This window comes from Balneola sp. (assembly GCA_003712055.1).
Taxonomy (GTDB): Bacteria; Bacteroidota; Rhodothermia; order Balneolales; family Balneolaceae; genus RHLJ01.
Window position 1 is genome coordinate 929,950 of record RHLJ01000001.1, and the last position, 25,596, is coordinate 955,545.

The following is a 25,596-nucleotide window of genomic DNA, read 5'->3' on the forward strand; positions in this document are numbered from 1 at the left end:
CGCCATATCAACGAATAATGCTTTACAGATCCCGCTACTTGTGCTGAACTTGATTCAGTATCAAGTGCGGGATGATGAGAGAATGTGCGATGACCTGGGCTGTGGAGTAAGTGACGCTCAGTATTCAATAAAGAGTTAGTAAACCCGATAAGATCCTTCGCAAGAATGCTCAGGATGACTATGAGGAAGAGTAAAAACATATTCAGAAACATTTACAAAATCGTGTTATGAATTTGTCCTTGGAATGGCTAGCATCTCCAAAAATTTATTAGCGCACTATGAATTCCTTATTCCCCACTTTAATGACCTTTCTTAAATCAATGGAAAATAAAAGAATAACAAGCTTCGGTATGTTGTCCTTCGTACTAGTAGCAGCTGCATGCTCAGCGCCGGAGACTACCGAAACCAAGGATTGGAAAAGAGGGCAGGATTTCTCGACCGTTGCCTTTTCTGTAGAAGGTTTTGACGGTCCTGAGGCTGTACGCTATGATGCTGAGCTTGATGTGTATTTTGTTTCCTGTTTTGTTGGAAGTACCTCAGGTGATGCTAATGCCTATATCTCAAAGATTTCTTCTTCCGGAGAAATCATTGAACTCGAATTTATGAAGGGCACCGATGAGTATCCTTTTGATGCCGGGCGTGGAATGTATATTACCGGCGATACCCTTTGGGTTGCTGATCATGCCGGGATTCACTACTTCAATAAACAATCTGGTAACCACCTTGGCTTTGTTGACTTCCGATCCTTTGAACCTGGCTTCCTCAATGACATTGTAGAGGGTGATGATGGCTATCTGTATATCACTGACACAGGCAAAAGAGCGGTATTTCGAATTGTCGATTTTACTCCCGAATTGGTAAAAGAGGATATGCCCATCATGCCTAATGGTATTGCAAAACTTCCGGATGGCAATTTCATTTTTGCCCCCTGGAATGGTGGCCCGGCCTTGTATCAGTATGACTCTGATCAAGACAGTATTTATGTATATGCAAATCTAGCAGGTAGTAATAACTATGACGGAGTAGAGTATTTTAACGGTGGGATTATCACTTCTACCCAATTTGATTCCAGTCTTCATCTAATGATTGATGGTAAGGATGAACTTTTTATCCATCTGCCGGGAAGACCTGCAGATATTGCTATCGATCCAAACAGAGCTATTGTTGCTGTTCCTTATGTGGCTTTAGATCGGGTCGATTTCTGGTATCTTCTGGAAGACTGATCGAGTGAATATTGGATAAGAAAGATTCTATAGAACGTCACCTAAGTCGGGTAGGCTTTTAGTCATTCCTGCGAAGGCAGGAATCTAGATTTAGCTTTTAAGAATCGAACCTTTGTTTTAATCAGACTTCAGATTCCGGCTTTCGCCGCGGAATGACCTCTTTAATACTTAAAACCTTTCCAACTCTATTGCACTCTATTTCAATTCATTTTCCAGATCAAGCTGCTTTCTGAAAGAACTATCATTGCGAACTAATTTAAGTCGCAGCCTTTCAACCGAGCCTTTGGTGAATATATTCAAGGCTTCATTTAAGGTGTATTCAGAGGAGCTCTTACCATTAATTTCAGTAATAAAATCTCCTTCTAAAATACCAGACCGGTCGGCAATAGAACCCTCCCTTACATGAGTAACCTGATAAAGCTGAATATTTGGGAAAGGGGTAGCTATTTCAATTCCGCTTTTGTTGTATGAAAATTCGTCGTTAAAAAATCGGGAGGGTTGTATCAACATGGTGCTGTCGCGATAGTTGAACATTACCTTGAATCGCCTCATTAATTCTGCTCCTATACTCCCGTCTCTGTCACTAAATACGAGTGCTCTTTTTATTCCTTCTTCATCGGGATAGGTGGTAACAGGTTCGGTTAGCGTGTACTTGCCAATCTGAATTTCTTTAATCAATCCAAGGTACCCGTTTATCTCTCCACTTAGTCCGTTTCCTAAAAAGGATCGAACTTTTTTTTCCGGAACAAAGATGTCGTCATTCGCAGAATGATAGAGTGAAATGGCCTTACTGGCTCCTGTATCAATGAGGAGGGTCACTTCTACTTTAGATCCGTCTTGTTGGGTTATCGTCGCATTCACATAGGGCTTTCCATCCCTTATGATTAACGGAACCTCTTCCCATCCGGAGCTCCTTTTCTTCTTATTAAACTTGGACCGGAATTTTTCATAGTCATGGAATTTTATCCACCGGTACCGATAGTCTATTTCTACAATGAAATCTTGGAATACGCTGTATCCAATTAATCCATGTACATAGGTTCCGAGTAGGGTCGATAGGTTGAAGATATCTTCAACCAACACCAGTACTTCCTGATCGTGCCCCGTAGTCCGGTTAATGATTACTTCATTCCCATTTGAGTAAAAGGCTTCAATGGCCTCCCCTTCTCCTAGTCCTTCAACTTTAACCCGTCTGGTAAAATTAAGGTTTACCACTTCTCCATTTGGCAAGCCGGTAATGAGCGTACGTGCTACCCCAGTATCTAAAATCATCTTCAGGGTGTCTCTGGAACTATTGATGATGACCGGAATAACGACAAGGTTATTGTAGAGCTCAAAGTCCATTTTAAGAGAATTATTTCTCTTAGTCTCCAGCTCAAAATATCCGGCAGCAGCAGGTTGAGCATAACTCTCAACCAAAACTGAACACATAAAGACCAACAGGGCTACTATTCGTTTAATCATGCCTAATTTTATTCCAACATTATCACTATTCAAAAATCAATATTTAACTCTTATACTTAAGCCCTAATACGGCTTAAAATACTTCCAGAATGGGCAAAAAGAAAATCAAATGGGGAGTTCTCAGTACTGCAAAGATCGGAGTCAAAAATGTGATCCCATCCATGCAAAAAGGAGAACTGTCTGAAATGGTCGCCATCGCGTCCAGAACTATCGAAAATGCTAAAGCTGCTGCAGATGTTCTCGGGCTGCCTAAGTATTATGGTTCTTATGAAGAGCTACTTTCAGACCCCGAGATAGAGGCCATATATAATCCACTTCCTAATCACTTGCATGTACCCTGGACTATCAAAGCGCTTGAAGCAGGCAAGCATGTGTTATGCGAAAAACCTATTGGTTTAACCGCCAAGGAAGCTGAGCAACTGATTCAGGCTTCTACAAAGTATCCACATTTAAAAGTTATGGAAGCTTTTATGTACCGCTTCCATCCTCAATGGGAAAAGGTAAACCAGATTATTGCATCGGGGAGTATTGGGGAGCTGAGGCACATCGATTCTGTTTTTACTTTTTATAATACTGATCCTTCTAATGTGAGGAATCAAGCTGATATTGGCGGCGGAGGGGTGCTGGACATTGGATGCTATTGCATTAATCTATCCCGAATGCTTTTTGGTAGTGAACCAATCGAGGTAAAATCTCATGTCGACCTGGACCCGGTTTTTAACACCGATCGATTAGCATCTGCCCTTTTGGTTTTTGAACAGGGTACGGCAAATATTATGTGTTCCACTCAGCTTGAGCATAAACAACACGCGATCATTTATGGTACTAAAGGTTTCCTTGAACTTAATATCCCGTTCAACTCATCGAATGAAGCCCTCAGAAAGCTGACCATTTCAACAGGAGGAGAAACAGAGACTATCCTGTTCGAGACCTGTGACCAGTATACCTTGCAGGGAGATGCGTTTTCTTTAGCTATTCTGGAAAACACTGATGTCCCCACACCTCTTGAAGACGCATTGGCAAATATGAAGGTAATCGATCAGGTTTTATCTCATGAGTAACAGCCAAAGGGAGTACGATATCATTCTGCTTGGGGCAACAGGTTTTACCGGGAAACGAGCAGCCCGTTATTTATCAAGTCAAGCTCCGGAGCAGTTGCGTATTGGGCTGGCTGCTCGAAACGCCGCTTCATTATCTGTAATTGCAGAAGAAGTAGGAGTAGCTGATTCCGATCTTTTTGTTGTTGACACTTTGGACGAGCAACAGGTGCTTGAAGTAGTTTCTAAAACCAGGATACTTATTACTACAGTAGGCCCCTACTCTCTTTATGGAGAGCATGTTATTGCCGGCTGTGCAAAAGCAGGAACTCATTATTTGGATATCACTGGCGAGGTTGGATTCATAAAATCAATGGCTGATAAGTATGGAGAGACCGCAAAGAAGAGCGGAGCTATACTTATTCCTTTTTCAGGGTTTGATAGTGTTCCTGCGGAAGTATCGATGCTTTTGTTAAGTAGAGAATTTGATCCTTCAGAAGAGGTGTATATCAAGTCATACTATTCTCTAAAAGGTGGCCTGAATGGTGGGACTATCGCGACCATGCTGAACAAGTTTGAAACAGGAGAATACAAACTGATGAGTAATCCCCGCTTAGCCATGGATTCAAACGAGCAACAGATTGGCAAGGCAACTGATCAGTACTTTACTGGCTACGATTCTTCACTTAAACGGTGGGTTACCCCTTTTATAATGAGTGGTATTAATTCGAAAGTTCTTTATAGAAGCTCTGATATTTTCAGGAACCGGGAAGAACCCCTGTTTAAGAGCATCGCTTATTCTGAACACGCTTCTCTTGGCAGATGGTATAATCCAACCCCTTTTATAACTACGCTACTAAGCTTATTGCTTATCCAAAAACTGGGACCATTTTCATGGTTTAGAAAGCTAGTTCGAACTTTAGCTCCTGCACCAGGAGAAGGTCCTAGCGAGAAGTCTATTGAAGAAGGATTCTTTAAAATCACTTCTATTGCCAATTCAACATCCGGGAAACGTGCTTCCGTAGCTTGTTCCTATCCGGGCGATCCAAGTAATAAGGCTACCGTATTTTTCTTGTGTGAATCCGCATTGGCTTTGCTTGAGAAACTAGAGTCGCGCACAACATTAACTCATACCGGCTTTCTTACCCCATCAACGGCTTTGGGGAACGAACTCATTACTCGTTTGAGTTCAAAAGGATATTCAATAAATACCTGAAAATGGAGAAAACCTTCAAAATTCGTATTTTCAGGATCATTTAATTTAGGGAATCGTCTACATGCCTGCGTTGGTCACCTTTAATAACAAAATTGACAAAGAGTTTAGCAAAGCTGTTAAGAAGAAGGTTAACCGGTATTTCGAAGAAAATAACCTTTCGAAGCATGCTAACCTGGCGATGGTTATTAAAACCATTGTGATACTCTCCGTTTACTGGGGAGCTTACGCTATGATCATCAGCGGCCTTTTTTCTACCCAGGTTATGTGGGCATTATGTGCTGTAATGGGAGTTGGAATGGCAGGAATTGGGTTTTCCATTGCTCACGATGCTTTACATGGAGCATATTCATCAAATCAAAGGGTAAATGACTTCTTCGGGCTATTCTTTGATCTTGTAGGAGCAAATGGATATATCTGGAAAATCACCCACAATATCATTCACCACACCTATACTAACATTCATGGTCATGATGAAGACCTTGAAGTTGCAAAATACATCCGGCTTTCTCCTCACATGGAATACAAAGCTGTTAACCGTGTTCAGCACCTTTTGGCATTCCCTACTTATAGCCTGGCTACCCTTTTCTGGGTTTTTGTGAAAGATTATTGGTATTTCTTTAAGTCTCCATTAGGTCCGTATGAGAATAAAAAGCATCCCACCAAAGAGTGGATTAAGCTTATCATTACTAAGATTTTTTACTATGGAACCATGATTGTGCTTCCATTAATGCTGCTTGATATTACAGGTATACAATTTATTATTGGCTTTGTAACCCTTCACCTGGTAGCAGGGTTAATTCTTGGCATTGTATTTCAGCTTGCTCATGTTGTTGAATCTACCACCCACCCTCTTCCGAATGAAGAGAATATGATTGAAAATCATTGGGTAATTCATGAAATGCTCACCACGAATAATTTTGCCAGGAAAAATAAAATTCTTTCCTGGTATATCGGAGGACTGAATTACCAAATTGAGCATCACCTGTTTCCTAAGGTGTGCAGTATTCACTATCCAAAAATAAGCCCGATTGTTGAGGAAACAGCCAAAGAGTTCGGCATACCTTATAATTGCCATGAAACGTTTAATGCTGCTGTTGCTTCTCATTACAGAACGCTAAAGAAATTCGGAGACCCGAATTTTACCTGGTCTCCTGCCACTGCTTAGTTGTTTTTTTAAAAGCCATGCATTAGCATGGCTTTTTTGTTTGTATTTATAATACATTCAGCAGTTAATGTCTCTATAGATAGCAATTGTTTTGAAAAATAGCTTTCGGGTTAATCTTGGAATCTTTTTGATTCTCTTCTGCATCCAACAAGTTGGAATGGCACAGCCTATCATAGAGCGAGGTGTATTGGATCTTAGTGATTATGATTTTGAGAACTCCGAGCCTATTCCTCTAAGTGGTGAATGGCAGTTTTTCTGGAACGAATTACTTGAACCAGGTGCGCCAATTAGTACCATCCCTGAGTTGGTTCCTATGCCTCAACTTTGGACTAATAATGACGCCTATCCCTCCTTTGGCTTTGCCACTTATCGTTTGAAAATTCTATTGCCAGACAATTACCCCGAACTTGCTGTGCATATGCCGGACGTCTACACTTCATATGCCCTGTATGTAAATGATGAGTTGATTTCTGAAAATGGGAAAGTGGGAACTACCAAAGAGGAATTCTCTCCTTTTTGGCTGCCATTAACAGAAAGTATCGGCCCTTTTGACAAACAAGAAATTGATATAACGCTGCACATTGCAAATTTTGAGCATAGGAAAGGTGGAATTAAAGACCCCTTAATACTCGGGAGCAGCGAACAGCTTAAAAAAAATCATCAAACTGAATTGGGCTATGATTTTTTGCTTACGGGATCCTTGATTATGGCCGCCTTATTCTTTTTTGCGCTATTCTTTTTTGGCAGAGATGATAAGACCATCCTTTATTTTTCTTTGTATTGCCTGGTATATAGCTACCGTGTGGTAGGCACCGACTCCTATTCCATCCATTTCTTATTTACTGATCTTCCCTGGTTACTTACTGTAAAAATTGAATATTTAGCATTATATCTCTCTTGTATCTTTTTTGGACTATATGTTAAACACCTGTATCCAGAAGATGGGATAAAATATGTGATAGATGCATTTACAGCTGTATTTAGCATATTTAGTCTAGGGAGTCTCCTATTGCCTGCAATCTATTTCACTTCCACTATTAATTTATTTTTTGTAATACTTTGTTTTTATGTGCTTTATGTTTCTTTTGTGATGGTTAAAGCTACCATAAACAAACGCCCGGGTTCAAATTTCGCATTCTCCAGTGTAATTCTCTTGTTGTTTATTTTTGTTGTTGATTCACTTGACTACTTCGTAGTAATGGAGGAAAAACTGGTGATCAGTTTCATTAGCTACATAGCGTTCTTCTTTCTTCAGTCGCTTACACTATCCTATCAGTTTTCAAATACACTTAAGGTAGCCAAAGAAGAGGCAGAATCTGCTTCCATAGCAAAAACCCACTTCCTATCTACAATGGGGCATGAGTTAAGAACTCCATTAAATGCAGTAATTGGATTTTCTGAACTTTTGCTGGAGAGTAAATCTAATACCGAAAAAACAGATTACGCAAAGACCATAAAAAAGAGTGGTGAGAACCTACTTAGTATTATCAATAACATCCTTGATTTTACTAAACTGGAATCCTCCGATATAGAACTGGATTATGCTCCTACTCATATTCCTACCATGCTTGCTGAAACGGTAAAAGTGCTTGGCTCACTCACCGACCCAAAAAAAGTAAAGCTCAGTTTTCGTTTTGATGACTCCCTCTCCGACTATATTGAAACAGATGAAGCAAGATTAAAACAGATTTTGATAAACCTGATTGGCAATGCAATCAAATTTACCGATCAGGGAGAAATATCTGTTCAGGTTACTACCACCGAATCCATCTCTGAGAAAAACCAGATCCTTTTTATAGTTAAGGATACCGGCATAGGTGTTCCTGAAAATAAAATGAGTTTATTATTTGACCGCTTTTCTCAAATTAACGCTGACAGGAATAGAAAATACGGAGGAACCGGGCTAGGCCTTGCAATAAGTAAGAGACTCATAGAAGGTCTTGGCGGCAGAATATGGGTACAAAGTAAAGTTGGGGTTGGTACTACCTTTTATTTCACCATTACACCTCGCCCTGTTTCGAAAAAGATTCTCACAGAACTGAAGGCTCAGGAAACTAAAGCAATATTGGAACAACCCCGTGAGGATATATCTATTCTTGTTGTAGAGGATAATCCTATCAATCAGAAAGTCGCTCAAAAAGTACTGGAACGACTCGGATTTAATTCTGATTTAGCTTCTAATGGATTTGAAGCAGTGGAAAAAGTGCAGGAAAAGCAATACAATCTTGTACTTATGGATATGGAAATGCCAGAAATGGATGGAATAGAAGCAACGGAACATATTATTAAGCTGGGAGACAAAGCATGGAACCCACTAATAATTGCAATAACGGCAAATGTATCGGCAGAAGACCGGGTCAGATGCTTTGAAGCAGGAATGCGAGACTTTATTTCAAAACCAATAACTCTAAGTTCGATGGAGACTACATTAACGAAATGGTTTCCATCTTCAGTAAATCAAGAAGTTAATCCAAGCAATTGACCGACAACATCAAGATTAGTACCGCACTAAAGAAACTGGGCAACTTGTGGGTATTGAGCTTTATTTTTCTTACAACTCCTGTATTGGGGCAACCTGTTGTATCAGAAGGCTTCATTCATCTAACCGATCATGATTTCAATACGCATGAGGTAATTCCTCTTTCAGGGGATTGGGGATTCTTCTGGAATGCCTTACTTGATCCCGAGGATATCGCCCCGCTTGAAAATCCTGTTTTTCGAGATTTTGCTTCAACATGGGATTTAGATGACGAATTATCTACCGAAGGTGCTGCTACATATACCCTGACTATAGTACTACCCCATTCGCACCCTCCTCTAGCTCTCGATATTCCCGACTTTTATTCTTCATACCGACTTTTTATAAATGGCGAAGAAATCTCTTCGAATGGGAATCCTTCATTGGATGAATCTGAATATTCGGCATATTGGCTTCCCCAGGTCAAATCTCTCGTCAATCACGATACCGATACATTATCCCTGGTATTACATGTAGCCAATTTCGGTTATAGTAACGGTGGTGCTTATTTGCCTCTAGGTATCGGTAAAGCTGAACAATTGTATAGATCGAGAACTATTGAATATGGCTATTCTTTGGTGCTTATGGGTGCCCTTTTAATGGCAGGCTTGTTCTTTTTTGGGCTTTACTTTTTTGGACGCAATGATCAGGCGATTCTATATTTTGCTCTCTTCTGTATTGTATACAGCTATCGAATAGTTGGATATAGCCCTTACCCTCTACACTATTTACTGCCCGATCTACCCTGGCTTCTTACTACCAAACTCGAATACCTGACTTTATATTTTGCCGGGTTTTTCTTTGGTACTTATACCTTGAAGCTCTATCCAAATGAAACCTCAGTACTACTGATGAATATCCTTCGAGGTATTTCACTTTTATTTGCCGCTATAGCGCTGATACTACCCCCTTCTGTTTTTTCCTACCTGGTTAACCCTTATATCTTTATAGTAACAGGATACATGGTGTACGCATTTTGGGTGTACACTAAAGCCGCTATCAATAAGAATGTGGGCGCCCGCTTTGCAGTAGCGAGTACAGGTGTCGTTTTTCTTGTTTTCCTGAATATCATCCTGGTCTATTTTGGGCTTATCCAGGAATACCTGTTATTAAGTTTTCTTGGATACCTCTTCTTCTTTGGTCTTCAATCTCTGGTCCTCTCTTATCGTTTTGCTGACTCTTTGAAAACTGCAAAGGAACAAGCAGAAGAATCATCGCAAGCAAAATCACAGTTCCTTTCAACGATGAGTCACGAAATAAGAACCCCACTAAATGCAGTAATCGGTTTATCAGGACTTCTTTCGGAAAGTGAACTCAATGAAAAGCAGAAAGAGTTTTCACAAACCATTAAAACAAGTGGCGAAACCCTGCTTAGTATCCTCAATAACATTCTTGATTATTCAAAGATTGAATCAGAAAAGATAGAGCTCGAACACAAAGAATTCGATTTAAAGAAACTCATACAAAATGTAATAGAGGTAAACTCACCATCTTTCAACGATAAGGATATAAAATTGTCTTATGAACTTGGCAATGATGTTCCGTTACAACTTGTCGGAGATTCGACCCGCTTGCAACAGATACTGTTAAACCTGGTTAGCAATGCTGTTAAGTTTACCGAAAAAGGCAGTGTACTAATTAAAGTGAGTTCTCTTTCAAAAAAATCCAATCCAAAATTATTGAAGTTTGAGGTTTCTGATACAGGAATCGGTATTCCAGATGACAAAGTGAACCGACTTTTTGAAAGCTTCTCTCAGGTTGATGCAAGTACTACCAGAAAGTATGGCGGTACCGGTTTGGGCCTGGCTATCAGTAAACGGTTAGTAGAACTGATGGGAGGAACTATTGAAGTTTCCAGTAAAGAAAAAGAGGGAAGTACTTTCTCATTTACCATTCAGTTATTTGAAATAACCATAAAAGAGCCTCCCAAGGATACAAAGGAAAGCGATACCGAAACTCAATCTGAAGGAGCTACCTTTGAAAAACTTTCTGTACTAGTGGCAGAAGACAATATGATAAATCAAAAAGTAGCCATCCGGATTCTCGAACAATTGGATATAGTTCCAGATATCGCCAATAACGGAGAAGAAGCTGCTGAAATGGTCTCTAAAAACAAATATGACCTGGTATTTATGGATATGGAAATGCCGGTTATGGATGGTCTTGATGCTACCAGGGAGATCAGAAAACAAAAAGATACCCTCCCCTTCAATCCAAAAATTATCGCGATGACTGCCAATGCCCTCCCGGGCTACAGGGAAAAATGTTTAGAGGCGGGAATGGACGATTTTATAACCAAGCCGGTATCAACAGATTCTATACGTTCTATTTTGGCTACCTGGTTTTAGGCTTTTTAACACTCACTTTCATTCTTTTACGACTCTTATCTAACTGGTTTGATATTATCATTTCACACTCTATCGAATGATATCCATCATGAAAGTTGGCACAGGAATTTTTAGAAAAGCAGGTTTTGTAACAGTATTTGCTCTTATATCTATCTTGCAAAGATGTGGAATTCAAGAGTATACACCCAATGAGAAAAGTGTATCTCAAATTCTTAAAACATTAAGTAGTGATCAGATGAAGGGGCGCCAGGCTCTTTCTCCCGAAATTTGGGAAGCAGCCTCATATATTTCTTCAAAATTTAATAAAGCAGGATTAACTAGTCTGCAGGAAAATGAAGACTATCTTCAGACCTTTAATCTTATTGAAATTGGTATCGCTACGTCCTCTTTTACCATTAATAACCGAGAAATACCATCTGATCATTATTTCGCATTCCTGAATGGCAGTAATGTAAACTGGCAAAATGGGGAAGTTGAAGTTGCTGAGATTAAAGAGGAAGAAAATTTCAGACAAGCTTTTCGTGAATTTAGAGAAACTGAAAGGGATCTCCTGGTTTTTGTAGATCCTTCAGCCAGTAATATCTTCAACAGGTTCCAAAATTTCTTCTCACGTCCACAGCGGGTTTTTGAAGGAGAATCGAACCCCAACATAGTTTTTGTAATAGGAACAATATCTGATAATTACGAAGTAAACATCACCCCTGAAATAACTAGCCATGAGCTTGCCAATGTCACCGGTGTTATTGAAGGAAAACGAAAAGACGAGTTTGTTCTTTTTTCTGCGCACTACGATCATATTGGTGTGAGACCCGCAGTTCAAGGAGATTCTATAGCCAATGGAGCTAACGATAATGCATCAGGAGTTACTGCAGTAATTGAACTGGCAAAGCATTTTAAAAGCCTTGGCAAACCTGAGCGAACCCTGATCTTTACTACTTTTACTGCAGAAGAAATGGGTGGTTTTGGCTCACGTTATTTCTCCGAGCAACTTGACCCTGACCAAATCGTGGCCATGTTCAATATTGAGATGATCGGCAAGCCCGCTGTATCAGGACCTAATACTGCATGGATTACAGGCTATGATCGTTCAGATTTTGGTGAGCTTCTCTCTAAAAGCACTGAGGGTACAGACTACGAATTTTATCCTGATCCTTATCCTCAGCAAAACCTTTTCTTCCGGTCGGATAATGCAACACTAGCCCGGCTGGGAGTTCCTGCTCATACGATAAGCACTACCCCTATTGATGTAGATAAAGATTACCATGCTGTAACGGATGAGTATGAAACCATCAACGTTTCTCATCTCACCAATACAATTAAAGCCATTGCTAAAGCTGCTCGTGGTATCGTATCAGGAGAAGACACACCGACCCGGGTTGATGTAAGCCTGATAGACTAGCTACTCCGTCATCCTGAATTCATTTCAGGATCTTTGTAAGGTCTGATTTCATCCTATATCTGAAAAAGTGTGAACAAAGAATAGATATAAGAAATTGTATATCTAGCCATTCCATAAGATCCCGAAATAAATTCGGGATGACCTTGACAAAAGGATTCTTCTGGGTTATTCCTGCTCGAAGAAGTATATTTTCCAGAAGGCACACGAGAGCAAAACTAAACTACCCCCTGTTACTTTTTGAGAGCGCCTGATCTACATCACCTATGATATCATTGATATGCTCTAGCCCAACGGAAATCCTTACCAGTCCAGGAGTGATATTCACCTCAGAGCGTTCTTCGTCTGTTAGCTTCGAATGAGTAGTAGATGCCGGATGAGTAGCAATACTACGGGTATCTCCCAGATTTGCCGAAAGAGAAAGCATGGATAAAGAATCCAGAAATCTTCTCCCCTGTTCGATACCTCCTTTAATCTCGAAGCTTACAATCCCACCGCCCATTCGCATTTGTTTTTTTGCCAGTTGATGCTGCGGATGAGATTCCAGGAAAGGATATTTAACACGTTGTACCTGATCATGATTTTCTAAAAATTCAGCTACGCCCAAAGCATTCTCACAATGTCGCTCCATTCTTACCGCAAGTGTTTCCAAACTCTTTGAAAGTACCCACCCATTAAATGGCGACATAGCCGGGCCAGTATGCCTGCTCATGAACAGTACTTCGTCAATTAACTCTTTACTACCAAGTATAGCACCTCCCAACATCCTTCCCTGCCCATCGATAAATTTTGTTGCTGAATGAGTTACTATATCCGCTCCGAATTTTAGCGGGTTTTGGAGGTACGGAGTAGCAAAGCAGTTATCTACATTCACTAGAATATTATGCGCCTTAGCAATTTTAGAAACCTGCTCTATATCGATTAAATCCAGCGCCGGGTTTGATGGTGTTTCGAAAAAGAACATTTTTGTTGCTGGAGTAATTGCCCTTTCCCATCCCTCAACATCATGAATATCAACATAGGTATGCGTAATCCCCCACCTTGGAAGTAGTTGAGTCAAAATCTGATGTGTTGATCCAAATACCGACCTGGAAGCCACAACATGATCTCCGGTTTTTAAAAAGGAAGCGATGCTTACAAACATTGCCGCCATACCCGATGCAGTCGATATCCCCGCCTCTGTACCTTCCAGTAAACAAAGTTTTTGTACAAACTCATCATTATTAGGATTTGAATAGCGGGAGTACACATTTCCTTCAGCTTCTTTGGCGAATAAAGCACGGGCATGTTCCGCATCTTCGAAGGTATAACTTGAGGTTGCAAATATGGGTACCGAATGTTCCCTCTGTTGAGATCGGTCTACTTGATGGCGAATAGCCCTGGTTTCGAATTGCTTGTCTTTCATGAGGTTGTAGTGAGTTATAAGCATCAAATATAGAGAATACTGATGACTGATTAGAAGGATGGAATGTGTTAGTTAGAGAATATGTAGTACATTGGTGAATCTAAACTAACCAGCTTACCGATTATGAAACTATGCACTCTACTCTTTGCACTTCTGATCTTCATTTCACCTGTTTATGCTCAGGATTATGCGATTGAACAACTGGAAAACTCTCCCCGACATCATGAGTGGGTTGAACTTGAATCCAGCGGGAGAACAATGCATAATTTTGTGGCCTATCCTGAGGTATCTGACAAAGCAACGGTTGTCATTGTAATCCACGAAAACCGAGGACTGAACGATTGGGCCAGAAGCTTTACCGACCAATTAGCTGGTCAGGGCTTTATAGCTATTGCCCCGGATCTCATTTCTAATACGGTTGATGGTTTTGAAAAAACCTCTGATTTCCCAACCTCCGATGAGGCCCGGTCAGCTCTTTATGAGTTAGATCCTGATAATGTAGCTACTGATCTTAACACAGTGCTGGAGTATGCCAAAAACCTTGAAGCTGGTAACGGGAAAGTCGCTGTAGTTGGTTTTTGCTGGGGAGGTTCGCAGTCATTTCGGTTTGCAACTAATGTTGGTGATGGAATAGAAGCTGCTTTTGTTTTCTATGGCACCGGACCAAGAGAAGAAGCGGTCTACGAGAATATTGAAGTTCCTGTATTTGGTTTTTATGGAGGAAACGATAATCGTGTAAACTCAACCATCGAACTTTCAGAGTCGGCCATGTCTAAGTTTGAAAATCCATTTGAGTATGAAATTTATGAAGGAGCCGGACATGCTTATATGCGCAGAGGCGACGACCCAAGCTTAGAAGCAGAGGATGCCAATAAAAAAGCAAGGGATGCTTCCTGGGGCAAATTCGTTTCTATTTTAAATAGGCTTTAAGATTTTTTTCTCCCACTGAACCAAACCATTTAGGCATGTTAAGGGCAAGGAGTGAGCGAATTAGCCACAAAAACACAAAACCTCCAATTATCCGTGTTTTAGAGTTTTAGTGGCTCAAAATCTATCAGCAAGAATAACTCTGATTAAATGGAATCCACCCCTGTCCCCTCCCAAGAGGGGAACTCTTTAAATTTATTTGGTAATTGAACAACGAACCTGTCCTATACACTATACTTCGGAGTGAACCTCCCCTCCTTGGAGGGGATTGAGGGGTGGGTCTTTATGCTTCTACAATTACTATATGTCCGGATTGCATGAGAATTTTTATCAATAGTATATAAAGGTGCCGTTTTTTATGTTCTGCGATTGCTTAATCAAACAGGACATCATTTATGGCAACTCCCGGCAAAGGAAATAGTGTTTATATCGCTGCAATTACATTTGTAGCAACCCTTGGAGGACTTCTCTTCGGCTTCGATAGTGGGGTAATTAATGGAACCGTTGATGGACTCCAGGAGGCCTTCAATTCTGATAGTGTAGCTACCGGATTCAATGTAGCTTCGATGTTGCTGGGTTGTGCGGTTGGTGCTTTTTTTGCAGGAAGACTTGCGGATCAATTTGGGCGCCGGACTCTTCTTATCGTGTCTGCTGTATTCTTCATTATTTCTGCCTGGGGATCAGGAATAGCCAATGCTTCCCTTCCCTTTATCATATTTCGAATACTTGGCGGATTTGCAGTAGGTGCTGCCAGTGTAATGTCTCCGGCTTATATAAGTGAAATAGCTCCAGCCCATCTACGTGGACGATTGTCTTCTATTCAGCAAGTGGCCATTATTACAGGTTTATTTGTCGCCTTTATAAGCAATTACTTTTTAGCTGATGTTGCTGGTTCTGCCCTTTCAGAATTTTGGCTGGGATATGAAGCCTGGCGTTGGATGTTCTGGATGGAATTGATTCCTGCTTCTGTTTTCTTGGTGGCATTAATGTTCATTCCGGAAAGCCCTCGGTTTTTTGCTGTTTCGAATAACCAGGAAAAGGCACTGGAAGTACTTACCAAACTATTTGGTGAAGAAGAAGCAAAAGTGAAGCTCGATGAAATCAACGAATCTTTAGGAGCTCATGAGAAACCTAAGTTCTCTGACCTTCTTGATACCATTACAAAAAAAATCCGCCCCATAGTTTGGGTAGGTATTGGATTAGCTGTATTTCAGCAATTAGTTGGTATTAACGTGGTATTCTATTACGGTGCCGTGTTATGGCAATCGGTTGGATTCTCTGAAGGCGATGCACTCCTCATTAATGTAATCTCGGGAGCTGTAAGTATTGGTGCAGTGCTTATCTCCATGTACCTGATTGATAAGATAGGACGAAAGCCTCTGCTTTGGGTAGGCTCTATTGGTATGGCGATTACACTTTCCATTATGTGTGCGACTTTCTTCACTGCTACTCTCGATGCAAACGGAAATCTACAGCTAACCGGCTCAATGGGTGTATTAGCCCTCATCTCAGCCAATCTATATGTTGCCTTCTTTAATGGATCATGGGGGCCTGTAATGTGGGTATTACTGGGTGAGATGTTCCCTAATAAATTACGAGGCTCTGGTCTGGCAGTGAGTGGGCTATCTCAATGGGTAGCTAATTTTGCGATTACCATGACTTTCCCAATCCTACTTACTAGTATTGGATTATCCGGAGCTTATGGCATATATGCCGCCTTTGCATTCATCTCCATCGTTTTTGTTCGAAAAATGGTGAAAGAAACCAAGGGGCTCGAACTTGAGGATATGAACAAGCTCTGGGGGATTGAGGAGTGATGAACTTCGAACATTGAACTTAGAACGTTGAACCTCGAAGTTCAACGTTCATTAATGGTCTGTTGCTTACTACTTGATAAGAAGCATTTTTCGGGTGATGGTTTCCGATCCAGCCTTCAAACGATAAAAGTAAACCCCACTTGAAAGATTGGATGCATCAAAAACCAGGGTATGCGATCCTTGCAGTTTTGGTTCTTCAACCAATTTAGCTACCTCAACCCCCTGAACATTATATACTGTAAGTGAGACAAGAGTTGGTAAACTCAATGAGTAACTAATCTTTGTGGTTGGGTTAAAAGGATTTGGATAATTCTGGTAGAGCTCAGTGGCTGCAGGAAGTTCGGTGTTTCGCTCATTATTCACAGTTATCCCCAGATCAAAAACTGAAACCTCATCAATCCAAACCTTATTAGTACCAGATATTCCCATCATAAATCTTAGGAATGTACTGGTCTCTGTATCATGACTTTGAGGAACACTAAAGGAATGTGCATAGCTTTGAACCTGCTGACTTAACGATACTGGTTCATCCAAATAGTAAAAATTTCCTGTAGTCTCCTGAACCCAGGTTTCCATTTCTGTTACTCCCGAAGCTTTCGCTTTATATCTGACCTGATAAGAATGCCCTGGTACAAGTTCCGTTTCCTGTTCGATCATAATATGAAAGTTGACACTAGAACTTCGGGTAACATCAGTGAGAGCAGAATATTTACCACTTATCACTGAATTTGTATCTATTGAAAACTCCACAGTTGTAAAGCTTCCCGCAGCTCTGTTGAAGTTCCAAAACGAATCCTGATCATCAAACTCAGAATTTTCAATAAGATCATCGCTGACAGATTCTGTGTCTTCTTTTATCAAAATCGGTTCTGATAACACAGATCTGTTTCCGGCCCTGTCTACTGCTATTACTGAGATATTCAGCGAATCCCCGAAAGACAACTCTCTAAATTCATAACTGGTGTTACCTGTAAAAGAATAAAACTCTTCCCCATTATACAGCAGGTATCGGGCTATACCCGAAGTATCTGAAGATTCATCCCAACTCAACCGAACCGGGTATCTCGTGCTCTCAATTCTCAGGTTTGTTACTGTACCAGGAAGGTCTGTTTCGGTATGACCTAGGGCTTCACGAAACACGCGGTCACTCCCAAGATGGAGATAAAGGCTGTCGTTCATCTCATCTCTATAGTTTTGAGCTACGACCTGGTTGGATGCTAGCCGAGCATCTCCCCATGTGTTCCAAACCGGTTCAATACTTTGGTCAGCCCATTCCCAATTGATATAGCCTGTCATCTTGATTCCCGGTTGAATAGCTACATGATTAAAAAATGGTACGAACCATTCATCCCAATCATCCTGACCATCAGTAACTCCAATGTATCTTGGAGTAGATTCGCCAATAATTACAGGCTTACCATGTTCATGTGCATCAGCTAGAAAATCGTCGCTCAAAGAGAGATTGACATCATCTTTTGAAAAATAATTGATTGACCACCAATCCACATATTCGTCTCCCGGATAATAATCCATATAGTTTTGATACCCTTCTACAGCAAGATTCCATACAGTCGCAGCTTCTATCTTTTCCCTTTCCCTCAACTTATCGGTGATGTACTTGAATGAGTTTATGTAGTGAACGCTAGAATAATCATTCCATGGACCATTAAATTCGTATCCAATGCGAGCATATACCGGGAGCCCGAGCTCTTCCAGCCCATCCAGCCAAATATCGAGTTCATTGTCGAGCAAAGCACTTGGAACAAGATGCTCCTGGTTTACCAGGTATACTCCAAATTGAAGAGCAATTAAACGGTCGCCATACTTAAGAAGCTTCTTACGCAATTCATCGGCCCACCCTTCTTCGATACCACTAATGCTTTCATAGTACATGTAAATCATCGGTAATTCACTGCTATCCATCTCTGAGACATAATCATCAAAAAAGGACTGCCTGTACCCACCATGGATTCCAGGATCCTGACCAGCTCCATGCATGATTCCATTTATAGGCTCCAGTTTTTGCCCATAAAAAGTTCTTGTAGCATACTCCTGGGCTTCTACTGAAATAGAACTCAACAATAGAAATAATACCCCAATAAACTTCACTTTCCGTTTACTTACCATATTTTAAATAGATTTCAATCTTAGACATATTTAGAACCGGAGTGGCTCCATTTCTGCTTGCTACAAAAGCTCCAACAGCATTCGCAAAACAGATAGTATCAAAAGCATTCTTACCATTTAGCAGCCCATGTATAGCTCCGGCAAGAAAAGCATCCCCGGCACCTACTGTATCTCGCACCTTTACATAGTAACGTCCCTTTTTAGCTATTGCGCCGTCCTTGAGGATATAGGCTCCTTTACCTCCTAAGGAAAGAAGAATCGTTTCTAATTCATATTGATCACTAAGCCAATGAAGAGCACTTTCATAATCATCATTTCTGTTTTTCCAGGTTAAGATCTGAGCTAACTCATCTTCATTGAGTTTGAGTACATTTGCCAGACTAAGTGCTTCGTCAACCAAGTCTTCATTATAAAAAGGTGCTCTCAGATTAACATCCAGTACTACTTTTCCTTTATAAGTCTTCAATAGTTCTCTCAGTGTACTACCTGATCTACCTCTGAAAGCAAGAGTCCCAAACATTAGATAAGCTGATTCAGACAGAGCATTGGCCATAGTTTCATTGAGCTTGATATGATCCCAGGCTACATTCTCATGAATTAAATACTCCGGAATTCCATTTGTGTCTATGTCCACTTCTACCAGGCCTGTGGGGTATTCATTTCGTTGTATCAACTCTGTTTTGAGTCCTTTTTTAGAAATTGATTTAACAGCAAGGTTTCCTAACAAGTCGGTACCTGTTGCACTTATAATGGAGGAATCTATTCCCAGATAAGAAAGGTTCAGTGCTACATTTAATGGTGATCCTCCCAGATAAATCCCTTTTGGAAGTGCATCCCATAATACTTCACCATAACAGATTACTTTAGCAGAAGACATATTGATAATTTATTTTCAAGCTTGTTCATTGTTCTTTCTAGTGACCAGTGAAATAAAACTATAATTACTGGAAAATGCTTGGAAATTTTGCTCACTATTTGCTCAAATTTGCTCACTTATATTATTTCCTATGAAAAACAGAAAACAACTCCAGAATGAATTGAATGATGCATTTGATACGGTTATTGAATTTGTTCGCTTACAAGACAGGGCAGATTTTCAAAAAACTCTCAGAGAGGAAAGCTGGAGTACAGGGCAACAATTGCTCCATCTCATAAAGAGTGTAGCTCCGCTAAATAAGGGAATGAAGATCCCCAAAATCCTTTTGAAATGGAGATTCGGTAAAACTGACCGACCAGAAATGAGCTATGAAGAGTTAGCTAAAACCTATAAGGCTAAACTGGATGAAGGGGCTATTTCTCCAGCTGAGTATATTCCGAGAATAATACAGGCAGATCAAAAAGAGATGTTGCTCGCACGATATGAACGAGAAAAAATAAGTCTGATTAAAACTCTGGAAAGCTGGAATGAGAAACAACTAAGTGAACAGATTGCTCCACACCCCATCCTGGGGATGCTTACCATAAGAGAGATGATGTACTTTACGATCTATCATACCTACCATCATTTAGCGAGCATGAAAAAAATTTCGGAAGGCATTTGATTGTTTAAAAAAGATAATTACCTTTGTGAGTGATTACTCACATTTATGACTGAGAAACAAGAAACCATATTACAATCAGCACTAGAACTTTTTTCCAAGGAAGGCTTCCATGCTACTTCTACAAATAAAGTGGCTAAACATGCCGGAGTATCCGAAGGGCTTATCTTCCGACATTTTGAAAATAAGGCCGGACTATTGGAAGCCATACTCAAAAAAGCCGAGGATAAGTTCAAGATCAATTATGCTAATATTGTTTTTGAGTCCGATCCAAAAGAGAAAATCCGAAAGACTATCCTTCTTCCCTTCCAGATTGAAAAGAAAGATTATGAGTTCTGGAGGCTCATTATGAAGCTAAAATGGGAAATGGGGCATAACTCGGAAGAAAAACTTAAACCCCTTATTCAGGCAGTAACTTCTGCATTTGAAGAGCTAGGAAACACTAATCCTAAACTTGAAGCCGAACTATTGATTCAAACCATTGATGGAATAGGAGCTTCTTTGCTAAGGGATTCTGTAGAGGATAAGGAAGGATTGAAGAAATTGATTCTTAATAAATATGGGTACTAAAAAAATTTAACCAATAAATAAGTGATTACTCACAAACAATATTCTTATGAATACACAAAAAGTAGCACTGGTTACTGGTGCATCAGCAGGGATTGGAAAAGCTACCGCTAAGCAATTATTGAAGGATGGATTAATTGTATATGTTGTCGCACGCAGGCTTGAAAACATGAAAGACCTGGAAGAATTGGGAGCTAAAGCAATCAAGATGGATATCACTATTGAAGAGGATATCCTGGATGTGGTCTCTCAAATTAAAAAAGAACACCATGGAGTAGACATTCTTGTAAACAATGCAGGTTATGCAATCTATGGATCCGTAGAGGAAACCTCTATTGAAGATGCACGCCGTCAGTTTGAAGTAAACATATTTGGGTTAGCTCGTCTCACCCAGCTTGTTCTTCCATACATGAGAGAACAAAAAGCCGGGAAAATTATTAATGTCTCTTCGGTTGGAGGAAAAATCTATACCCCTCTTGGAGCCTGGTACCATGGTACAAAACATGCATTGGAAGGTTGGTCTGATTCACTTCGCCTTGAAGTTTCGCAGTTTGGGATTGACGTTGTGATTATCCAGCCTGGATTCATTGTAACCGAATTCGGAGATGTAATGAGCCAACCAATGATAGAGCGCTCCGGATCAGGGCCTTATAAAAGCATGGTTCAGTCGCTTGTAAATGCATTGAAAGATGGGAATGAAAAACCAGGTGCTGGCTCTCCTCCAAGCGTTATTGCAGACGTTATCTCCAAAGCCGTAAAATCAAATCGGCCTAAAACTAGATATGCAGCAGGTAGCAGAGCAAAACCCTTGTTATTTATAAGAAGATGGTTTAGCGATCGATTCTTTGACAGAGCGATATTAAGCCAGATTAAATAATTATTAATCAACTTTTAGTCATTCTGAACATACTTGCAAAGAATCTAGTAGGGTAAATGATTAAATCCTTCTCCTGACCTTGTGTCTGGAGAAGGATGACTAAATCAAGAAACGAAGAGTAGATTCATTAGTCGAGGTTCTACACTTGGATTCACCTAACTAATACCGCCCATTTCGTTTTCACTTTGGTTCTTTCCTGATTCTTAAATTCTTCCTCAATCTCTTCCTCAGAAAGGCGCATTCCCTTATAGACCTGTATCATTTCCGGATCTCTCTTAAATTTTTGCCCAAGTAAACCAGTAGTTCCGACTATAGCTACCCACCCATCTGGTTCAGCATTCATCATGCTAACAAAGGGCATTTCAATGGAAGGTGCGGAAGTCCCCTGGCTATAGATTGAGCTAATTTGTGCAAATACATGTCCTTTGTGAATAGTTATAAAACCGGCATCTGTCCAATGGATTAGCTTTGTTGTGTTAGGCCCATCAACTCCTAATTCCCATCCTACTCTGATCGGATTTCCCTTTTCCACATAATCAATTAATTCTTCTAAGCTACCAATTAGTGCGTTCCCATCTCGGTCAGCTTCATAGATAACTTTGTAACCACTGTCATTTTGATCCTGGGCTTGAGCCAACAAAAGAACAGGAATAGTAACCGTTAACATTAGTGTCAAAAAAAGACTCTTAGTTTTCATAGATGTTTATTTGAGCTTAAGTTTTTCCAAAGAACGGTTGCTCAATCAGTTTTTAAAATCTCTTTTCAACGAACGGTATAGATATTTCAACAAACAGCATCGCCAAAATGAGTACAATAGTTTGTATGTATTATATTCTTCTATGAGTACCCTCCCCCACTCCTATCAAAAGCATATTCTATTCTGGATTTTAGCCTGGCTTGGGCAATCCTTGTTATTCAGTGGCGGAACAGGTGTTGGATTTTATCTGGTTAAAAATATTCCCATCGTATTTCTTCAAGTTTTGCTGGTATATGTTAATGGAAACCTTCTCTTCCCAAAATTGCTATTAGATCAAAAATTCTTGCTCTATACTTTTGCATCATTCGTATTTATTTATTCCGCTTTTTTACTCTCATACCCTCTGATAGGAATTTCATTCTATATATTCTTCCCTGAAATCTCGTTTGCTGGAGATGGTTCCGGCTTCTTCTTTTTTCCTACCAATTACTGGTCTATACTCTCTAATTCTGCGCCTTACTCCCTGGCTTTCTTGCTCAGTTCAGTGTATTTCCTTCTACACTTTATAACTCGTAGGGATAGTACATCTTCTGAAGATCAGAGCATCGAATCGTCGGGAGAAGAAGATTTCACAGTTGTTTTAAAGGAGGGGAAAACTATTCATCGTGTAGACTTACGGGAGGTCTACTATATCAAAGGAATGAAAGAATATGTTCAATGGCATACCTCTGGTAGAAAACTGATTACCCTACATTCCTTAGCAAAACTTGATGAGCAGTTAAAAGAAAAAGGATTTCTTAGAATACATAAGTCATTCATTGTGAATTCGACTCTAATTAATTCAATCACCAGTGAATCTTTGGTTGTCAATGGGAAAGAAATACCTATTGGCAGGAGCTATCGAAAAAAAGTACTCTCTTCTTTTCAGGCTTTGCCCTTTCTATAATTAATCAAATCTTTTTACTAATTCTTCTCGCAAAGTTGAGTGAAGTTAATTATGTTGGAAGCGCTTCTAAAAAATCACTTTTATGAAACGTCGCGACGCACTTAAAACTCTCATGCTGGCCACTAGTGGAGCGCTAGTTATGCCATCATGGGCAATCGGATGGACCAGGGATTCACTCCCTAACATTTCAGCTGTTTTCACAGAAACAGAACTGGCTTTACTCTCTTCAATCGTAGATACCATATTGCCAAGTAACGGAACCCTGGGAGGTCTCTCACTGGGGGTAGATACTTTTTTGGCTGGATTGATAAGTGAGTGCTATGAAACAGAAGTCCATGAAATAGTCAAGGCTCGGCTCAGAGCATTGGATGAAGAAGCTGTAAAAGACTTTGATATTAATTTTAAAGACTGCTCCGCTCCCAATCGGGAAAAGCTACTTCTGTCTTTCTCAGAAAGTAGCGACGAAATGGATCAGACATTCTTCAATTTTATAAAAGAAGAAACGATACGAGGATTTGAGACTTCAGAGGTTGTTATGGTTGAGTACCATGAATATGAAATTATGCCTGGCCATTTCTTTGGCTGTATAGATGTGGAGGAAAAGTAATGGCTAATGTCGCAATCAAATCAAAGAAGGAACGAACCTATGATGCTATTGTAATAGGCTCGGGTGCTAGCGGAGGTTGGGCTGCCAAAGAGTTATGTGATGCCGGCCTGGAGACCTTAGTCCTCGAAAGAGGAAGAAACGTTCGCCATATTCAGGACTACCCTACAGCTTCTAAAGGCCCCTGGGAGTTTAAATTCAGAGGAACCGTTCCTCTTGAGCAGCGATCAGGTCTGGTAAAAGATGGCTGGATGAATGCTGAGCGCATTCACTGGACAATCGCTGAAGATGAACAGCCAGTAGTGTATGAAAAACCATTTCGCTGGTTCAGAGGCTATCATGTTGGGGGAAAATCTTTACTGTGGGCCCGCCAAACCCAACGATGGAGCGATTATGATTTCGAAGGTCCAGCCCGGGATGGCTTCGCTGTCGACTGGCCCATCCGATATAAAGATTTAGCTCCATGGTATAGTCACGTTGAGAAATTTGCTGGTATTTCAGGAGTAAAAGATGGCCTGGATGTACTTCCCGATGGAGAATTCCTCCCTCCTTTTGAACTTACTTGTGTAGAAAAGTACTTCAAAGAAAGCATTAAAAAGCACTATGGAGACTCCAGGCATTTAATCTATGCCCGTTGTGCCCATATCACTGATCCACAGCCCATACATCTTGAGCAAGGACGAACAAAATGCCAGAGCCAAACCATGTGTAACCGAGGATGTGTACTGGGTGGCTATTTCAGTTCTAATTCGTCCACCATACCCTGGGCAATGAAAACAGGAAAACTGACTATGCGCCCTGATGCAGTAGTTCATTCTGTTATTTATGATGAGGAAAAAGGAAAGGCAACGGGAGTTCGAATTATCGACCGCCATTCCAAGGAAATGATCGAATTCTATGCGGACATCATTTTTGTAAATGCTTCTACCCTTAATAGTACTTCTATTCTTCTGAATTCAAGATCAAACCGTTTTCCAAATGGATTGGGTAACGATCATGATATTATGGGCAAATACATTACCTGGCATAATTATCGAGGACATGCTTCGGCTTTAGCTCCCGGCTTCGAAGATAAAATGGTTTCCGGAAGGCGACCTACTAATGCCTATATCCCACGATTCCGAAATGTAGAGAAGCAAGAAACTGATTTTCTCAGGGGCTATGCAGTCGGGGTAAGTGCAGTAAGAGGTACTTATACCGAGAAAGATGGATTGGGAATAGATCTCACTAGCAGCCTATTAGAACCTAAAAACGGACAATGGGGACTTGGTACCTGGATGATGGGTGAATGCGTGCCTGTAGAGGATAATCACATTCGGCTCCATGAAAGCCTTACCGATAAGTATGGGATCCCTCAAATTATTCTCTCTTGTGAATGGAAGGATAATGATATCAAGCAGGCTGATGATTATGTGGAACAGATGACAGAGATGTTCGAGAAAGCTGGCTTCACAAATATAAATGCCCGAAACAGAGATACCCTGCCTGGAGCAGATATCCATGAAATGGGCGGTGTAAGGATGGGACATGATCCCAAAACTTCGTTATTGAATAAGTGGAATCAACTTCATGAATGCAAAAATGTATTTGTGACCGATGGAGCCTGTATGACATCCGGAGGAACTCAAAACCCTACCCTTCACTTTATGGCACTAACAGCTCGAGCAGCTAATTATGCTGTAGATGAGATGAAAAAAGGGAACCTCTAGATTTGCGAAGGATTT

At 40.5% G+C, this 25,596-nt stretch carries 20 protein-coding genes; 15 read left to right on the top strand and 5 right to left on the bottom strand.

Annotation, left to right across the window (positions count from 1 at the left end; translation table 11 throughout):
• Window positions 1-278 precede the first annotated feature (278 nt).
• Entirely contained in the window at window positions 279-1,223 is a 945-nt protein-coding gene (locus ED557_04165; GenBank protein ID RNC85970.1) for a hypothetical protein, read from the top strand.
• Between the two features lie 195 nt (window positions 1,224-1,418).
• On the opposite strand, the gene ED557_04170 is transcribed toward ED557_04165, so the two are convergent.
• Window positions 1,419-2,687, bottom strand: a complete 1,269-nt coding sequence (locus ED557_04170) for an aspartate aminotransferase (protein RNC85971.1) — start codon at window positions 2,685-2,687, stop codon at window positions 1,419-1,421.
• An 89-nt stretch (window positions 2,688-2,776) separates the two neighbouring features.
• Here ED557_04170 and ED557_04175 point away from each other — a divergent pair, with 89 nt between their 5' ends.
• From ED557_04175 to ED557_04200, 6 genes are all read left to right on the top strand, one after another.
• Window positions 2,777-3,748 carry a gfo/Idh/MocA family oxidoreductase gene (locus ED557_04175; protein ID RNC85972.1) on the top strand — a complete coding sequence of 324 codons (972 nt, stop codon included), beginning with the start codon at window positions 2,777-2,779 and terminating at the stop codon, window positions 3,746-3,748.
• Window positions 3,741-4,940 (top strand): hypothetical protein, encoded by a 1,200-nt coding sequence (locus ED557_04180; GenBank protein ID RNC85973.1) that lies wholly within the window; start codon window positions 3,741-3,743, stop codon window positions 4,938-4,940. The genes ED557_04175 and ED557_04180 overlap by 8 nt, the downstream gene beginning before the upstream one ends.
• Before the next feature lie 61 nt (window positions 4,941-5,001).
• Window positions 5,002-6,105 (top strand): acyl-CoA desaturase, encoded by a 1,104-nt coding sequence (locus ED557_04185; protein RNC85974.1) that lies wholly within the window; start codon window positions 5,002-5,004, stop codon window positions 6,103-6,105.
• 157 nt (window positions 6,106-6,262) lie between these two features.
• Window positions 6,263-8,587 (top strand): response regulator, encoded by a 2,325-nt coding sequence (locus ED557_04190; GenBank protein ID RNC85975.1) that lies wholly within the window; start codon window positions 6,263-6,265, stop codon window positions 8,585-8,587.
• Entirely contained in the window at window positions 8,584-10,971 is a 2,388-nt protein-coding gene (locus tag ED557_04195) for a response regulator (protein ID RNC85976.1), read from the top strand. The genes ED557_04190 and ED557_04195 overlap by 4 nt, the downstream gene beginning before the upstream one ends.
• An 88-nt stretch (window positions 10,972-11,059) precedes the next feature.
• Window positions 11,060-12,370: a M20/M25/M40 family metallo-hydrolase gene (locus ED557_04200; protein ID RNC85977.1), complete on the top strand. Its 1,311-nt coding sequence runs from the start codon at window positions 11,060-11,062 to the stop codon at window positions 12,368-12,370.
• Between the two features lie 220 nt (window positions 12,371-12,590).
• Here ED557_04200 and ED557_04205 read toward each other — a convergent pair whose 3' ends face one another.
• A complete protein-coding gene (locus ED557_04205) occupies window positions 12,591-13,772 on the bottom strand; it encodes an O-succinylhomoserine sulfhydrylase (protein ID RNC85978.1) in 1,182 nt (393 codons plus the stop codon).
• Window positions 13,773-13,895: 123 nt separating this feature from the next.
• Between ED557_04205 and ED557_04210 the strand changes: the two genes are divergently transcribed.
• Together ED557_04210 and ED557_04215 are read left to right on the top strand one after the other, a co-directional pair.
• Window positions 13,896-14,702, top strand: coding sequence for a dienelactone hydrolase family protein (locus ED557_04210; protein ID RNC85979.1), 807 nt, complete (start codon window positions 13,896-13,898; stop codon window positions 14,700-14,702).
• A gap of 392 nt (window positions 14,703-15,094) precedes the next feature.
• On the top strand, window positions 15,095-16,516 hold the full coding sequence (locus ED557_04215) for an MFS transporter (GenBank protein ID RNC85980.1): 1,422 nt from the start codon (window positions 15,095-15,097) through the stop codon (window positions 16,514-16,516).
• 69 nt (window positions 16,517-16,585) lie between these two features.
• Here the strand turns inward: ED557_04215 and ED557_04220 are convergent, their stop codons facing one another.
• Window positions 16,586-18,643: a T9SS C-terminal target domain-containing protein gene (locus tag ED557_04220; GenBank protein RNC85981.1), complete on the bottom strand. Its 2,058-nt coding sequence runs from the start codon at window positions 18,641-18,643 to the stop codon at window positions 16,586-16,588.
• The gene (locus tag ED557_04225) at window positions 18,633-19,520 is read right to left on the bottom strand and encodes a carbohydrate kinase (protein RNC85982.1); all 888 of its coding nucleotides are present in this window, start codon (window positions 19,518-19,520) and stop codon (window positions 18,633-18,635) included. Before ED557_04225 ends, ED557_04220 begins: the two co-directional genes overlap by 11 nt.
• Window positions 19,521-19,650: 130 nt before the next feature.
• Here ED557_04225 and ED557_04230 point away from each other — a divergent pair, with 130 nt between their 5' ends.
• Genes ED557_04230 through ED557_04240 form a run of 3 tightly spaced genes read left to right on the top strand, consistent with a single transcriptional unit; the run spans window position 19,651 to window position 21,625 of the window.
• Complete coding sequence (locus ED557_04230; protein ID RNC85983.1) at window positions 19,651-20,184, top strand: DinB family protein; 534 nt, start codon at window positions 19,651-19,653, stop codon at window positions 20,182-20,184.
• 45 nt (window positions 20,185-20,229) lie between these two features.
• Entirely contained in the window at window positions 20,230-20,751 is a 522-nt protein-coding gene (locus ED557_04235) for a TetR/AcrR family transcriptional regulator (protein RNC85984.1), read from the top strand.
• A gap of 46 nt (window positions 20,752-20,797) precedes the next feature.
• Window positions 20,798-21,625 carry an SDR family NAD(P)-dependent oxidoreductase gene (locus tag ED557_04240; GenBank protein RNC85985.1) on the top strand — a complete coding sequence of 276 codons (828 nt, stop codon included), beginning with the start codon at window positions 20,798-20,800 and terminating at the stop codon, window positions 21,623-21,625.
• Between the two features lie 151 nt (window positions 21,626-21,776).
• Here the strand turns inward: ED557_04240 and ED557_04245 are convergent, their stop codons facing one another.
• On the bottom strand, window positions 21,777-22,292 hold the full coding sequence (locus ED557_04245) for a hypothetical protein (GenBank protein ID RNC85986.1): 516 nt from the start codon (window positions 22,290-22,292) through the stop codon (window positions 21,777-21,779).
• A 40-nt stretch (window positions 22,293-22,332) separates the two neighbouring features.
• Here ED557_04245 and ED557_04250 point away from each other — a divergent pair, with 40 nt between their 5' ends.
• From ED557_04250 to ED557_04260, 3 genes are all read left to right on the top strand, one after another.
• A complete protein-coding gene (locus tag ED557_04250) occupies window positions 22,333-23,268 on the top strand; it encodes a LytTR family transcriptional regulator (protein ID RNC85987.1) in 936 nt (311 codons plus the stop codon).
• An 82-nt stretch (window positions 23,269-23,350) separates the two neighbouring features.
• A complete protein-coding gene (locus ED557_04255; GenBank protein ID RNC85988.1) occupies window positions 23,351-23,875 on the top strand; it encodes a gluconate 2-dehydrogenase subunit 3 family protein in 525 nt (174 codons plus the stop codon).
• Window positions 23,875-25,581 (top strand): GMC family oxidoreductase, encoded by a 1,707-nt coding sequence (locus ED557_04260; GenBank protein RNC85989.1) that lies wholly within the window; start codon window positions 23,875-23,877, stop codon window positions 25,579-25,581. The genes ED557_04255 and ED557_04260 overlap by 1 nt, the downstream gene beginning before the upstream one ends.
• The last annotated feature ends 15 nt before the right edge of the window (window positions 25,582-25,596 follow it).